Source organism: Arthrobacter sp. NyZ413 (genome assembly GCF_049390645.1).
In the GTDB taxonomy this organism is placed as follows: Bacteria; Actinomycetota; Actinomycetes; order Actinomycetales; family Micrococcaceae; genus Arthrobacter.
This window is the reverse complement of the sequence record NZ_CP155435.1, coordinates 110,402-123,438: the sequence shown is the minus strand read 5'-3', so window position 1 is coordinate 123,438 and position 13,037 is coordinate 110,402. Positions and strand designations below refer to the sequence as shown.

10 protein-coding genes and 3 pseudogenes are annotated in these 13,037 nt (G+C 61.8%); 9 read left to right on the top strand and 4 right to left on the bottom strand.

Annotation, left to right across the window (positions count from 1 at the left end):
* Positions 1–77: 77 nt before the first annotated feature.
* A pseudogene (locus ABCW42_RS21375) lies at positions 78–347 on the bottom strand (IS21 family transposase); the annotation flags it as partial.
* Between the two features lie 268 nt (positions 348–615).
* Between ABCW42_RS21375 and ABCW42_RS21370 the strand changes: the two are divergent.
* The 4 genes and pseudogenes from ABCW42_RS21370 to ABCW42_RS21355 form a co-directional block, all read left to right on the top strand.
* Positions 616–888, top strand: a pseudogene (locus ABCW42_RS21370) (transposase family protein); the annotation flags it as partial.
* A gap of 174 nt (positions 889–1,062) precedes the next feature.
* Positions 1,063–2,199 (top strand): tyramine oxidase subunit B, encoded by a 1,137-nt coding sequence (locus tag ABCW42_RS21365; RefSeq protein WP_423185159.1) that lies wholly within the window; start codon positions 1,063–1,065, stop codon positions 2,197–2,199.
* 95 nt (positions 2,200–2,294) lie between these two features.
* Positions 2,295–2,432 carry a hypothetical protein gene (locus tag ABCW42_RS21360; RefSeq protein ID WP_423185158.1) on the top strand — a complete coding sequence of 46 codons (138 nt, stop codon included), beginning with the start codon at positions 2,295–2,297 and terminating at the stop codon, positions 2,430–2,432.
* Positions 2,432–3,001 (top strand): HutD family protein, encoded by a 570-nt coding sequence (locus tag ABCW42_RS21355; RefSeq protein WP_423185157.1) that lies wholly within the window; start codon positions 2,432–2,434, stop codon positions 2,999–3,001. The genes ABCW42_RS21360 and ABCW42_RS21355 overlap by 1 nt, the downstream gene beginning before the upstream one ends.
* Positions 3,002–3,023: 22 nt before the next feature.
* Here the strand turns inward: ABCW42_RS21355 and ABCW42_RS21350 are convergent, their stop codons facing one another.
* Complete coding sequence (locus tag ABCW42_RS21350; protein ID WP_423185156.1) at positions 3,024–3,653, bottom strand: helix-turn-helix domain-containing protein; 630 nt, start codon at positions 3,651–3,653, stop codon at positions 3,024–3,026.
* Positions 3,654–3,692: 39 nt separating this feature from the next.
* Between ABCW42_RS21350 and ABCW42_RS21345 the strand changes: the two are divergent.
* The 3 genes and pseudogenes from ABCW42_RS21345 (at position 3,693) to ABCW42_RS21335 (ending at position 8,238) form a co-directional block, all read left to right on the top strand.
* A pseudogene (locus ABCW42_RS21345) lies at positions 3,693–4,756 on the top strand (IS256 family transposase).
* Between the two features lie 421 nt (positions 4,757–5,177).
* A complete protein-coding gene (locus ABCW42_RS21340; RefSeq protein ID WP_423185155.1) occupies positions 5,178–6,644 on the top strand; it encodes a flavin monoamine oxidase family protein in 1,467 nt (488 codons plus the stop codon).
* Positions 6,645–7,764: 1,120 nt separating this feature from the next.
* Positions 7,765–8,238, top strand: coding sequence for a reverse transcriptase N-terminal domain-containing protein (locus ABCW42_RS21335; RefSeq protein WP_423185165.1), 474 nt, complete (start codon positions 7,765–7,767; stop codon positions 8,236–8,238).
* Between the two features lie 333 nt (positions 8,239–8,571).
* On the opposite strand, the gene ABCW42_RS21330 is transcribed toward ABCW42_RS21335, so the two are convergent.
* The gene (locus ABCW42_RS21330; RefSeq protein WP_423185154.1) at positions 8,572–8,895 is read right to left on the bottom strand and encodes a hypothetical protein; all 324 of its coding nucleotides are present in this window, start codon (positions 8,893–8,895) and stop codon (positions 8,572–8,574) included.
* 234 nt (positions 8,896–9,129) lie between these two features.
* Here ABCW42_RS21330 and ABCW42_RS21325 point away from each other — a divergent pair, with 234 nt between their 5' ends.
* Together ABCW42_RS21325 and ABCW42_RS21320 are read left to right on the top strand one after the other, a co-directional pair.
* Entirely contained in the window at positions 9,130–10,068 is a 939-nt protein-coding gene (locus ABCW42_RS21325; RefSeq protein ID WP_423185153.1) for a Mu transposase domain-containing protein, read from the top strand.
* Positions 10,068–11,081: an ATP-binding protein gene (locus tag ABCW42_RS21320; protein ID WP_423185152.1), complete on the top strand. Its 1,014-nt coding sequence runs from the start codon at positions 10,068–10,070 to the stop codon at positions 11,079–11,081. The genes ABCW42_RS21325 and ABCW42_RS21320 overlap by 1 nt, the downstream gene beginning before the upstream one ends.
* 405 nt (positions 11,082–11,486) lie before the next feature.
* On the opposite strand, the gene ABCW42_RS21315 is transcribed toward ABCW42_RS21320, so the two are convergent.
* Positions 11,487–12,983 (bottom strand): aldehyde dehydrogenase family protein, encoded by a 1,497-nt coding sequence (locus ABCW42_RS21315; protein WP_423185151.1) that lies wholly within the window; start codon positions 12,981–12,983, stop codon positions 11,487–11,489.
* Positions 12,984–13,037 lie beyond the last annotated feature (54 nt).

Here is a 13,037-nt window from a genome sequence, read left to right as displayed (position 1 = left end):
TTGCGCCCGTTCTGGTTCAGTCTGCTTTCGTTGGCGCCAGGGAAGCTCAGTCTGGCTTTATGCCATTGGTCATGCTAATCCACGAGCCGGTCGAACACGCGTTTGGCCGTATGCCGCTGCTTGCGGTTCCGGCGCTGGTCCTCGCCCAACCACTGCTCAATAATGGGTTCGAACCCGGTCAACACCGAGGCCCCGCGCCGGGACAGCGGCACCGGCGGTTCCGGGGAGAAGTTCTCCTGCCCGGCGTACTTGGCCACCGAGGACCGGCTAACGCCCAACCGGCGGGCGATCTCCCGGCCCGGGACTCCCAGGGAATCCAGGGTTCTGATATTTTCTTGAACGGACATGGGTACCGTCATCTCACTTTCCAGCCCTTCCGGCGCACACGCTTGGCAATGGCAGCGCCGTAAGGAACCTATCTGGGGGTGGCGGGCCCATGTCCCTGACACTCTGGGAAGGACCCCGGCCACCGGGGGATCTCTATCTCCAGACCAGGCCCGAAACCAAGGTTTCGGGAAGAGAAACTGGCCTTATTCTTACCGCTCTTTTGGCCTGAAACGAGCCACCAACCTGGCTCTAATTCCTGGCTGAAACGGCCTGCAGACAGTCGATCACACACACCGCCGCCCCGGCCTCACCCTCGCCGACCGGCTCTTGGCCACCGTGCTGCACCACCGCCTCGGCCTGCCCCAAACCGCCGTTGCCACCCTGTTCGGCGTCCGGCCCGAGACAATCAACAAACGCATCCGCGACATCCGAGGCCTGCTGGAACAGACAGACCACGGCATCCACCCCGCCGGCCACCGCCTCCTCCACCTCGACGACCTCTACACCCTCGCCCGCACGGCAGGCATCACCATCCCCGATGCAGACATACCGACAACTTAATAATCGGCAGTCCCTAACCGAACGGCATTGGCGCGAACCCGGCGCGGGTGCTTTCCCATGTGGTCACCCACGGAGAAGTTACACGTCGGAAACATCTGCTTGACGGGAGCGAAACGCAGCCGCTGTTTACTAGCAGTTATCAACGTTTCCCCACAAGAACCTAAGGAATCCCCTATGTCCAGCACCCAAATCAACTTCCGCTACCTCAGTGAGCCCGACATGATCGAGGCCGGTGTCGGAGATCTCGTTCGCTGCACCGACGTCATGGAGGAAGCCCTTGTCCTGCTGCGCCAGGGTGACTACCGGATGGCCGGCGAAAACGGCAACTCCCACGGAGCCATGATCACCTTCCCCGCAAGCCCTGAATTTGAGGGAATGCCGAAGGATGGACCCGACCGGCGTTTCATGGCCATGCCGGCCTACCTCGGTGGCCGCTTCGGCACCTCCGGTGTGAAGTGGTACGGCTCCAACACCGAGAACCGCGCCAAGGGCCTCCCGCGCTCCATTCACGTGTTCGTCCTGAACGACCGCGACACCGGCGCACCCCTGTCGATCATGAGCGCCAACCTTCTCAGCGCCTACCGGACCGGCGCCGTCCCGGGTGTCGGCGTCAAGCACCTGGCCAAAGCAGACTCCAAGGTCGCGGCCGTCGTCGGACCGGGCGTCATCGCACGCTCCGTTCTGTCCACCACCCTGGCCTTGCGCCCCTCGATCGACACCCTCTACGTGAAGGGCCGAAGCACCGGCAGCACCCAGGCGTTCGTTGACTGGGCCCAGGCCACCTTCCCCCAGCTCACCAAGGTCGCCGCGGCCGCGACCATTGAAGACGCCATCACCGAGGCCGACGTCGTTATGGCCACCACCTCCACCGACGCCGCCGGAAGCGAAGCCTTCCCATACTTCCCCAAGCACGCCATCAAGCCCGGCGCCCTCCTGCTCCTCCCGGCCGCGGCCCGTTTCGACGATGACTTCCTCCAAGGCGACGCCCGACTGGTCATCGACGCCGAAGGCCTCTACCGTGCGTGGCTCGAAGAATACGGCCCCACCGCCTACCAGATCCTTGGCATCCCCGGATCACACTGGTTCGGACTCCTGGACGAAGGAAAGCTCCCCGCCTCCAAGATCGAAGAGATCGCCGACATCGCCACCGGCAAGCTCCCCGCCCGCCGCGACGACGAGGAAGTCATCCTCTACTCCGTCGGTGGCATGCCCATCGAAGACGTCGCCTGGGCCACAGACCTGTACCGCACGGCCGAGGAGAAGAACATCGGCACCGTCCTGAACCTCTGGGACACCCCAGCCCTCGCCTAGAGACGACAGACCCGCGTGGGGGCAGAGGTCACCTGCCCCCACGCGAACCACCGCATACCCACACCCGACGTACTGCTTCTTGAAAGGGGTTTCCCATGGATTCGGGAAATGTCGCCTGGCTGCGGATCCGGCCCGAGGACGAACTGCGCGGCATCGACCTCGCCGCCCACGCCGAAGAGGCCTACTTCATCGACGAAGAACCGGAGATGCTCGGTTCTCCGTCCCGGTCCTGATGAACATCGTCCGTTACGCCGATATCGCCGAGACCCGCTGGATCAACGGAGGCGGTACGGTCAAAGTCATCGCCTCCGGAGGCATCGGCAGGGACGGCACCGTAACCCTCGGAACCGGCAAGCGATGGGACTGGCGGCTTTCGATAGCCGATGTCGGGCAGCCCGGAGACTTCTCTCCGCTGCCCGGCGTCGGGCGCATTCTGACTGTTGTCGACGGCGGCCCGCTTCACCTCACTATTAACGGCAGATCCCAACTGGCTTCCCCCTTTCAGCCGCTGGCTTTCGACGGCAGCATGCCCACACGAGCAGCACTGCCCAAGGGCCCTGTGAAAAACCTGAACCTGATGTGCCGCCAAGGCCATGCCGGAGGCAGCGTATCCATCGCTCCGCTCCAAGAACATCTGCTGCTTCCGCACCAGGCCATCGTTCTGCTGAATGGCGTGGCCCGCGCAGGTAACAGGAAACTTCACGGCCTCGATACAATTTTCGGGTCAAGAAACGAACAGATTTTGGTGAAAGGGACCGGAACCGTCGCGCTGGTCGGTCTGTACGGGAGCAACAGCCGCTGAACCGGGTTCCTGGCCATTAGCTTCAGGGGGCGGTCACGGCCAGGAAGCGAATGGGCAATTCCACCAACCGCAGCGGACCATGCGGACCCTCACCTTCAAACACCAGTGAGTCTCCTGGGCCGAGTTCGTACTCGTAGGATCCGTGCCCATAGACCATTCGACCCTCAAGCATGTAAATGAACTCAGTGCCAGCGTGCTGGAACTGAGGAAATACATCGGAGGCGCTCGTCAGAGTCACCAGGGTCGGCCCGATGGCGCGCTCGCGACGATTCAGTGAACCTAATGAACGGTATTCATGGCCGTGCCGGGTGCCGCTCCTGACTGTGACACTGCCCTCCCCAGCCCGGGTAAGCGTGGCCTCACGTTCCGTATCGGCACCTTGGAACAGGGCTGTCACGGGAATGTTCAACCCGTTTGCCAACCGCTGAAGGGTAGTGAGCGAGGAAGAGGTGCTCGCTGACTCAATCTTGGAAATCATCGCCTTCGACAAGCCTGTCCGATTCGCCAGCTCAGCAGCCGATATCTCAGCCTCAATCCTGTGCCGCTTCACCTGAGACGCGATCACAGTCTCCAACGGTCCGAGCGCTCCTGCATCGACATCACCCACGGCGGGCACGTCGGTCTCGGCCTTTTCGGCCCGCTCCGTAGTCATGCCTCGAGTATAGGCGGGCCTCTCGTTACTCTCTGAAGAATGAAGGTCACCGCGAACTCGCGCAACGGCACACGGTCCGAGACCGTGCTGACGGAGACGACGGGCCCGGTGCAGATCGACGTTCGGCGGGACCGGGAGGGCACGTTCGAGCCGAAGATCGTCGCCAAGCGCCAGCGGCGTTTGACCGGGGTCGATGAGATGGTCCTATCGCTTTACGCCAAGGGCCTGACGACCGGGGAGATCAGCGCCCATTCGCCGAGATCTACGGCGCCTCGGTCTCCAAGGAGACGGTCTCACGGATTACCGACCGGGTGCTTGAAGATGGCCGCCTGGCAGAACCGGCCGTTGGATGAGGTCTACGCGGCGATCTTCATCGACGCCATTGTCGTCAAGGTCCGGGACGGGCAGGTCGCCAACCGGCCCGTCTACGCCGCGATCGGGGTCACCCTGGCCGGGGAGAAGGACATCCTGGGCCTGTGGGCCGGGACCAGCGGGGAGGGCGCAAAGTTCTGGATGAGCGTGCTCACCGACATCAAGAACCGCGGCGTGAAGGACAGCTTCTTCCTGGTCTGCGACGGGCTCAAGGGCCTGCCCGAGGTCGTGGGGAATGTCCGGCCGCTGACGACCGTGCAGACGTGCATCATTCACCTGATCCGCAACACGTTCCGACTGGCCTCGAAGCAGGACTGGGACGCCCTCAAACGCGACGTGAAGCCGATCCACACAGCCGTGAACGCCAATGCCGCCCGGGCAGCGTTCGAGGAGCTCACGGAGCGCTGGGGCAGGAAATACGGGGCGATCGTGCGGCTCTGGGAGAACGCGTGGGAGGAGTTCATCCCCTCCTGGACTACGACGTGGAAATCCGGCGCGTGATCTGCTCCACCAACGCCATCGAGTCGCTGAACGCCAGGTACCGGCGCGCCGTGAAGGCACGGGGTCATTTCCCGACCGAGCAGGCTGCGCTAAAGTGCCTCTATCTGGTCACCCGATCGCTCGATCCGACCGGTGCCGGCAGGACCCGATGGACAATGCGCTGGAAGCCCGCTTTGAACGCCTTCGCCATCACTTTCAGCGACCGATTCCCGGCCGCTGAAAACTACTAAAACAAACCGCCGGATACACCGTTTATGAGATAGAGTCCCGTCGCACAAGCCGATGTTCTTTCATGTGCGCTGTCGGGACGTCCGTGGCCAATTGGGTCGGTCCATCATTTCCCTTACGCAGGTTCGACGTAGCGGTTGCCTAGCCTGATGTGGGCAGCGGGATCAAGCTGCCAATGTTTCCCTTTTTACGATCAGCCCCTGGCCGCCTTCGTGGGCAGGAGGTCTCCCGGCCAACTGCGGCTGCTCACATGTACTCGACATAGAGATTGATAATAATGATAAATCCGATACTGGATTCACCTTGTCCGTAAGTACGCCTTCGACGGCACTTAGACGGCAGTATAGCCAGTGACCGACGCTTTAAGCCTCCCCACTATCCCAACCCCGAGTGCTTCTCCATAGGCTGGTGTGAAACAAACGGTTGGGAGGCGAGTGGACATGCGGGATCTGCATTCGTAGGTCACGCCAGGCCCCTAGAGATCCTCACGAATCGGCACGCCTTGGCCTATCCAAAAAGGCGGGGAATGCAAGCCGGGTGGTGAGGTCAGCCCTCGCTCCGCCCCAGAGCAAGAGGAAAAAGAACATGAATGAACAAACTGACGTCGTCGTTGTCGGTGGCGGTCTTGCGGGTCTGATCACAGCGCGTGAGCTCGGAAATCGCGGGCACAAGGTGGTTGTTCTGGAAGCCCGAGACCGGATCGGGGGCCGATTGTGGACAGACCACCGCTTGGGTCAGGACCTGGAAATGGGCGGAAACTGGATCCACTGGACCCAACCCCATGTCTGGGCAGAGATAACCCGATACGGCCTTGAAGTAACTCGTGGTCCAAGAGCCGAGGAAGTCTACTGGCTCGCAGGCGATCAAATCCGCCGCGGAACCGGAGAAGATTTCATGGACCTGATCGACCCGGGCATGACCCGTCTGCTGGAAGGCACAATGAAGTGGCTCCCTCGTCCGGACGCGCCGCTGACCAACGAGGGACTCGTCGACGCGGACCAATATAACCTTCAGGAAATGCTGGACAAGCTGGACCTCTCTGAGGACGAACGCAACGCCAACGAAGCCGCGTGGGTTGGCCATTTTAACGCGCCACTTGACCAGTGTGCTTACGTCAACGCCCTGAGATGGGCTGCGGCGACCTCCGGGCACTGGCGACTTATGCACGAGGCCACGGCAATTTTTCGCCTTAGGAACGGTAACGATGCACTACCCAAGGCCATCGCGGCGGATAGCAACGCTGACATTCGTCTCAGCAGCCCCGTTACGTCAATCAGCCACGACTGCGCGGGTGCAACCATTGCATACGGCGACGGTGAAGAGATTCAGGCCAGAAAAGTCGTCATCAGCGTCCCCCAAAACGTGCTTCACCAGCTGCAAATCGACCCGGCCCTTTCCGAAGCTAAGCTCACCCCGAGTCGGGAAGGAACCGCGTCTCAGGGCGTCAAGGCATGGATACGAGTCAAGGGCTCCATAACTCCCTTTGTTGGTTACTCCTCGCAGGACAAGCCTTTGTCTGTGATTCGCACCGAATTTGTCAGCGACAACGACGCTGTGCTTGCAGCCTTCGGTGCCGACGCCACGCGTATCGACGTCACGAACCTCGAAGAGGTCCAGCAGGCGGTTAAAGTATGGCGCAACGACCTGGAAGTCCTCGAAGTCACTGGCCACAAGTGGATGACCGATCCGTATGCTCAGGAGACCTGGCAGGTCCAGCGACCCGGCCAGCTGACGAAGTATTTGACAGGGCAGCAGGCCAGCGAAGGCGCGCTGCATTTCGCCAGTAGCGACATCGCCAATATCTGGGCTGGGTTCTTCGACGGCGCTATAGAATCCGGACTGCGAGTAAGTGGCGACATCCATGCAGAACTGAAGGAAGGCGGATCTTGACGAAGCTGGCTGCAACCGAATAACTTCGTCATCGATCCTCCTGACGCCCACACGTGCATATCGAGCTGGGCCTTCAAAGTAGCGCCGTCGGGTGAAAGCTGGCTATTTGCGCCGATCCCTTTGTTTGGACTTTATCTGTGATGTGCCGCTGTCGTCCATCGACAGTGGATCTTGCGCCTACGCTGTCGCGGGGGGATCTGAATCAATTCCAGATTGGTTCATCCCAGGTTATCGAACGGGCAGAGACCGATTATTATGTGAAGCAGACTGAGGATAAGAGGCGCGCGCAAAGGGTCCTCGTTGTCTAAGCCTTGATCCACCGATGCTGATCGGGGCGCTGTCGGCCGGTTTAAACCGAGAATGCCTGTCTTTTCGCGGAAAATGGGGTTTGTCTAGAACACCTTTTCACCGAAAAGAGAGGCATCTCGTAGGTGGTGCGACACGAAGTCGCATGCAGTAGGTGGACGCGTTGGAAGGTAAGGATCGGCGATGTTGTCGATGGCGTGATCCCGGGTGTGTGTTCGATGCCCGTCCCCTCCTTGACATGCGTCATCGGTAACGGCGGGTTGTGAAGCTCAGGGAAAAGCCGAAGCGGTGGTTGTTCCATCCAAGGACCGCAGGTGAGGGGAAGACCGGATCGGTGAACGTAAGTGAATCGCTGTTGAGACCTCGTCAAGATGAGCCTCGGATAGATGGAAGTGGTGCCGGGGTGCAGGGCTGGCTGCTGGAAAGCAGCAGGTGGCGGTCGGGCGCATTTGACCGATCGTGTGAACACCACCGCCCCGGGGTAGAGGCGGCACCCTGACCGGTCGTGTCTTGCGCATGTGGAACGTGGAAACCCCGGCGGGGTCCGGACCGGTGGTCAGGTAGGCCGACCGTAAGTAAGGAACGCTGATGTTGTCCGTCGGGAACAGGATGGCTCAAGAAGCAAATGCCGGTAGCTGAAAGGCAACAGGAAACCGAACCCGCATACCGCACCCTTCCGGCGGCGGGGTCGCATAACTGGCCGGATACCGGGCGTTGCCCGGACCCGTGAGGGTTGCTGACGCGGGCCGGGTGAGTCTTTGGAGAAAGAACGTTGGCAGTATCGGAACCTGCGGACAAGTTAGGCACCCTTGAGGTGAACGGACCGCAGGACGAGGCTCTGGACTGGGACACGATTTCGTGGCGCTCAGTTGAGGAGGACGTACGGTGTCTGCGACAGGATCTTCAAGGCGTCGCAGGATGGGAATCTCAAAAAGGTCGCAACCTGCAGAAGTTAATGCTGCGCAGCCGGTCGAACACGCTTCACAGCGTACGGCGGGTGACGCAACACAATGCTGACCGCAAGACCGCGGGCATCGATGGTGAGGTTGCCTTGACCTCGCCGGACAGGGCGGCGTTGGCGGTGGATCTCCACCGGAACACGTTCCCCTGGCAGGCCCGCCCGGTCAAGCGGGTTTACATCCCCAAAGCGGGTGGGAAACAGCGACCACTGGGAATTCCGGTGCTGCGCGACCGGGTGCAACAAGCCCGTGTTGCCAATGCGCTGGAGCCTGAGTGGGAGGCACGGTTCGAACCGCGTTCGTATGGGTTCCGGCCCGGGCGCGGCTAACGGCAGATACAACGGTGCGTGCGTTCTGGGGAAGGCGGTTCAAACGACGACTCTGACACTCGTGCTCAAGGTGGCAGATAGCGTGAGTTGGTACTCGTGTTCCGGGTTGTTGGTATTGCTGTTCCGGTGAGTTGGTACTGTCGTGGTCTGTGGGTGCTGCGCTGTGGGTGAGGCGGTGCACTGGGCGCCGCCTTTTCCTATGTGAGGAGGCAGCATGGCCGATTTCAAGGCCATCATGACCTTGGCTGTTGCTGGTCGTAGCTACGACGAGATCGTCGCGGTGGTGGGGTGTTCACGCCGTGACGTGGCCGCGGCGAAGAGGACGATTGCGGCTTATGGCTTTACCGCCGGACAGATCGGGGCGATGTCCCCGGAGGAGATCGCCCGGTTGTTTCCCGATGGCCGGAAGAGGGTCACGGAGTCATACGAACACCCGGATTTTGATCGGGTGATGGCTTCGATGCGGGAGAACCGGCACTTCACTCTCCAGCAGGCCTGGAGCAGGTATTTGGTCTCGAGTGCCGCGAACGGCGGGAAGAAGTACGGGTATTCGCAGTTTTGCGCCTTGTTCGCCGAGCATGCCCGGGTGACCGATGTGGTGGCGACGCTGCACCACGAACCGGGCCGGGCGATGCTGGTGGACTGGGCCGGGGACACCCTGGGGGGTTGTGGACGCGGTCACCGGGGAGGTGACCGGGGTCTATCTGTTCGTGGCGGTGCTGCCGTATTCCGGGGCGGTGTTCTGCCATGGGTACACGGACATGACATCGGCGTCCTGGATTGCTGCCCACGTGGCGGCCTTCTCGTTCTACGGCGGGGTCCCGCAGCTGGTGGTCCCCGGACAATCCGGCGACCTCGACCCACCGGCCGAAGCGGGGCGAGTCAGCCCGGGTGCTCAACGCCCGGTACCAGCAGCTGGCCGAGCACTACTCGACAGGGATCGTGCCCGCCCGGGCAAAACGCCCCCGCGACAAGGCCGCAGCCGAGTCCGCGGTGAACGTGGTGAACAAGCGGGTGATCGGCTACCTGGCCGAGGAGGTCTTCACTACGGTGCAGGCCCTGAACGCGGCGATCGGGGCCCGGCTGGTCGAGATCAACGAGCAGATTCCCCGGGCCGATGGCAGCACCCGGTGGGAGCGCTTCACCGCCGATGAGTCCGGCCTGCTCCAGGCGCTGCCGGCCGACGGGTTCGACTCGGTGGAATGGAAGCAGCTCAAGGTCGGACGGAATTACCACGTCAGCTGCGATTCCCAGCATTACTCGGTGCCCTACACCTACGCCGGGCAGCTGCTGCGGGTCCGGGTCACGTCCACGACGGTGACCGTCTTCGACGGGGACCAGGTCATTTGTGAGCATGTCCGGCGGCAGGGCCGGAAAGGCCAGTATTCGACTGATGCCGCGCATGCCCCGACCCGGCACCGGGGTATCGACGGGCTGTGGTCCAGGCGGTGGTTTACGGACCGGGCCCGGGGCTTCGGGCCAGCCACCGAGGCGGTCATCGCCGGGATCATTGACCGGCACGCCGTGGAGGCCCAAGGCTATCTGGACTGCCAGAACATCCTGGAGTCCCTGGGCAAGCGGAACAAGGCACGCCTGGAGGCCGCCTGCCAGGTCCTGCTCGACACCGGTCAGGGCCCGGGAACTTACAGCACGATCAAGCGGATCATGGCAACCATTGACTCCGACACCAAGAAACCCAGAACAATCACACCGGCGGCGGCCACCCGCAAACCCGCCGGCGGCTCCGACCCCGGCGCAGGCCTCGGGGCCGCGTTGCATGTGCGTTCGGCCGAGCATTACCGGCGCGGCGGTCAGGGGGTGCAGGACTGATGTTCACCAGCATCGATCATGAGAAGTTCAGGGCCTTGCGTATCGCGCACCTGGCCGTGCGGTTCGAGGAACTGATCACCGATGAGGCCAATGACGAGCTCACTCCCGAGCAGATCTTCCTCACCGCCGTGGACGACGCCCTCGCCCAGCGAGAGGCCCATCGGATCGAGAAGCTGATCCGGGCCGCACGGTTCCCCATCCCGCAGGCCTCGGTGGCCGAGATCAACTACCAGGAAGGACGCGGGATCACCCCGGTGCGGATGAAGCGCTACGCCGCCCACCAATGGCGCCAGGACCCCACGAACCTGATGGTCATCTCACCGACCGGCGGCGGCAAGACCTACCTGGCCTGCGCGATCGGGATCGCCGCCTGCCAAAGCGGACACACCGTCGCCTACACCCGGATGGACGACCTCGCCCGCCGGCTGGTCATCGCCCGCGGTGACGGCATCGGCCACCAGAAGCTGCTCAACGAGCTTTCGGACGTGGACCTGCTGGTCATCGATGACTTCCTCACCGTGGGCATCGACCCCGAAGCCGCCAACGACCTCTTCGCGGTCCTGGCCAACCGGGGAACACCGCCTGCCCACCCTCATCGCCTCTCAGTCCGGCCCGGCCTACTGGGTCGAGGCCCTGCCGGACCGGGTGGCCGCGGACTCGATCGTGAACCGGCTGGCCAACAATGCCCGCCAGCTCATTCGGCGACGTGGACATGCGACGACTCCGCGACGATACGGCCCGGGCCCAACCGGACCACTGGGAATAGACCCCAACCAGGACATGGTGCCGGCCCCGAGCAGACAAGCGAAGGGCCGGTACCAAGTCCCCCCAGAACCCCAGTACCAACTACCCAGACCAGCAGTTCCAACAAAAGCTATCTGCCACTCAAGGCAACAGTCCACGGTCCCGCGGACAACAAAGCTGTGCCTTCCACCACCAAACTCATTTGCAGGCTCGCCGGCACCAAGGCAAGTACGGGGACGACCGGAACACACGCTTTAAGTGTGTCCTGAGACCGCGGACGTCACCAGCGGATCCCCGCGCCGAGGTAAGGCTTCGACGGAAACTTCCATCACCAAGGCGGAGCGAAGCGCCCCTGAACAACTCATTTGTAAACCTCCGCGTAGCGGCGTGGTGGACGACCCTGGCGGCGGATGCAGGCTATGCCGGGGCTAAGTGTTCGTGCATGTAATGGGGCAAGAGTTCGTGACGGTAGTGAAGGCCGATCCAAGGGGATGAGGTAGGTTCATCGATGTTGATGGTCTGCCGATTCGGCGGCGGTTCTACCTGAGAAGGCGCACGGGTTTGAGCACGAGCAACTGATCTTCATCAGCTGCTCGTGCTCAAACGCAGTGTCTAGTTATCCTGCTGGGCAAACTCGCGAGATGTGTTGTACCTAAGCGATGCCACCAGCTATCTCACCAAGCGTTACTGGTTCGCCGTCCGCCCCGTACACCATCGCCGAGATCGAACACGAGCAGCTTGGGCTCCATGAAAGTGTCGAAGAAGTTGGTCGCAAGCTCGCGACCAACGCCGCTCTTACCAGCTCCACCAAAGGGTGCGAGCTGATCCCAGAAGTTGTTCGACTCGTTGATGTTTACCGCGCCGTGAGGCAGAGCCTCGGCCACTCGCCAAGCTGTGGCGAGGTCTTTCGTCCATAGAGATGCCACCAGGCCGAGCCCCGACGAGTTGGCGATGTCGATAGCCTCCTGTGCGTTATGGATCTTGATTACAGGAATTACTGGACCAAAAGTTTCGTGCTTCATAATGTCAGCGTCCAGTGGGACGTCAAGCAGCATGGTGGCCGGATAGAACAGGCCTTCCTCCGGACCGTGCTGGATTGCCCGGGCGCCACGGGAAACGGCGTCCGCAACATGGTTCCTGACGCGGTGCAAAGTGGTCTCGTTGCAAAGCGGACCCATATCGGTCGCGGGGTCGTGCGGGTCACCGATGTTCAGCTTCCGGATTGCCGACTCGAATTTCTCAACGAATTCGTCATAAATATCCTGGTGGACCAGGATACGCTCGGCCGAGGTACACACCTGTCCAGCCAAGTAGAAGGAGCCAGTGATAGCCCCTGCAACCGCAGCATCCACGTCTGCGTCGGCCAGGACAATCTGCGGACCGTCACCACCCAATTCGAGCAGCAGTTTCTTCAATCCTGCACGCTCGGCGATTTTCATTCCGGTGGCGGTGGAACCCGTGAAGAAAATGCCGTCGACGTCGTCACTTTCCACCAGCGCCGCACCTGCATCGCCAAGTCCCTGAATCACGTTCAGTACACCGGCAGGGACACCTGCTTGTTCAGCGAGCTCGGCTACCATAGCGCACGAGCGCGGCGCGTACTCCGAAGGCTTCCACACGACGGTGTTGCCAGCGGCCAAGGCGTGGGCGATGGCAATGGAGCTGATATCAGTCGGAAAATTGTACGGGGCGATTACTGCAACAACCCCGATGGGGCGGTGATTCAGGACCAACCTCTTGTTATTGGTCCGCTCCTGTGTAGAGGGGAAGGTCTGGCCCTTGAACCGCAAGATCTCCTCTGCCGCACGCTGATATGCAGGAGCCGTGTACTCCCACAATTCCTCGCGCGTCTCGTTGATGGTCTTACCGGTCTCCAGCGTGACCATCTGAGCAATTTCTTCTGCGTGTTCAAGGATGAGCTGGTGATAGCGGTTCAGAACTTCGACGCGTTCGACCACAGATGTTGCGGCCCACTTGGGCTGAGCCTGCTTGGCAGCGCTAACGGCCTCAGCCACATCCTCGGCGTTGCAGCGCGAAACCGTATGTACTGGGCCCTTGTGGGGCGACCGCACCTCAAAGTGGCCACCTCTTCCAGCCACCCACCTACCCCCGATAAAGGCCCCGCTCAAAGTATCAGTGGCTTGGGCGCCGCTGATTGTTTCGGTAGTCATTGTTGTATCTCCTCAAAGAGAGTGCGCGGGTCTTCTGACCCGTGACTGCGTATC

Coding starts and splice junctions, on each gene's coding strand:
- ABCW42_RS21365 (WP_423185159.1), top strand. CDS start 1,063: ATGTCCAGCACCCAAATCAACTTCCGCTACCTCAGTGAGCCCGACATG.
- ABCW42_RS21360 (WP_423185158.1), top strand. CDS start 2,295: ATGGATTCGGGAAATGTCGCCTGGCTGCGGATCCGGCCCGAGGACGAA.
- ABCW42_RS21355 (WP_423185157.1), top strand. CDS start 2,432: ATGAACATCGTCCGTTACGCCGATATCGCCGAGACCCGCTGGATCAAC.
- ABCW42_RS21350 (WP_423185156.1), bottom strand. CDS start 3,653: ATGACTACGGAGCGGGCCGAAAAGGCCGAGACCGACGTGCCCGCCGTG.
- ABCW42_RS21320 (WP_423185152.1), top strand. CDS start 10,068: ATGTTCACCAGCATCGATCATGAGAAGTTCAGGGCCTTGCGTATCGCG.
- ABCW42_RS21315 (WP_423185151.1), bottom strand. CDS start 12,983: ATGACTACCGAAACAATCAGCGGCGCCCAAGCCACTGATACTTTGAGC.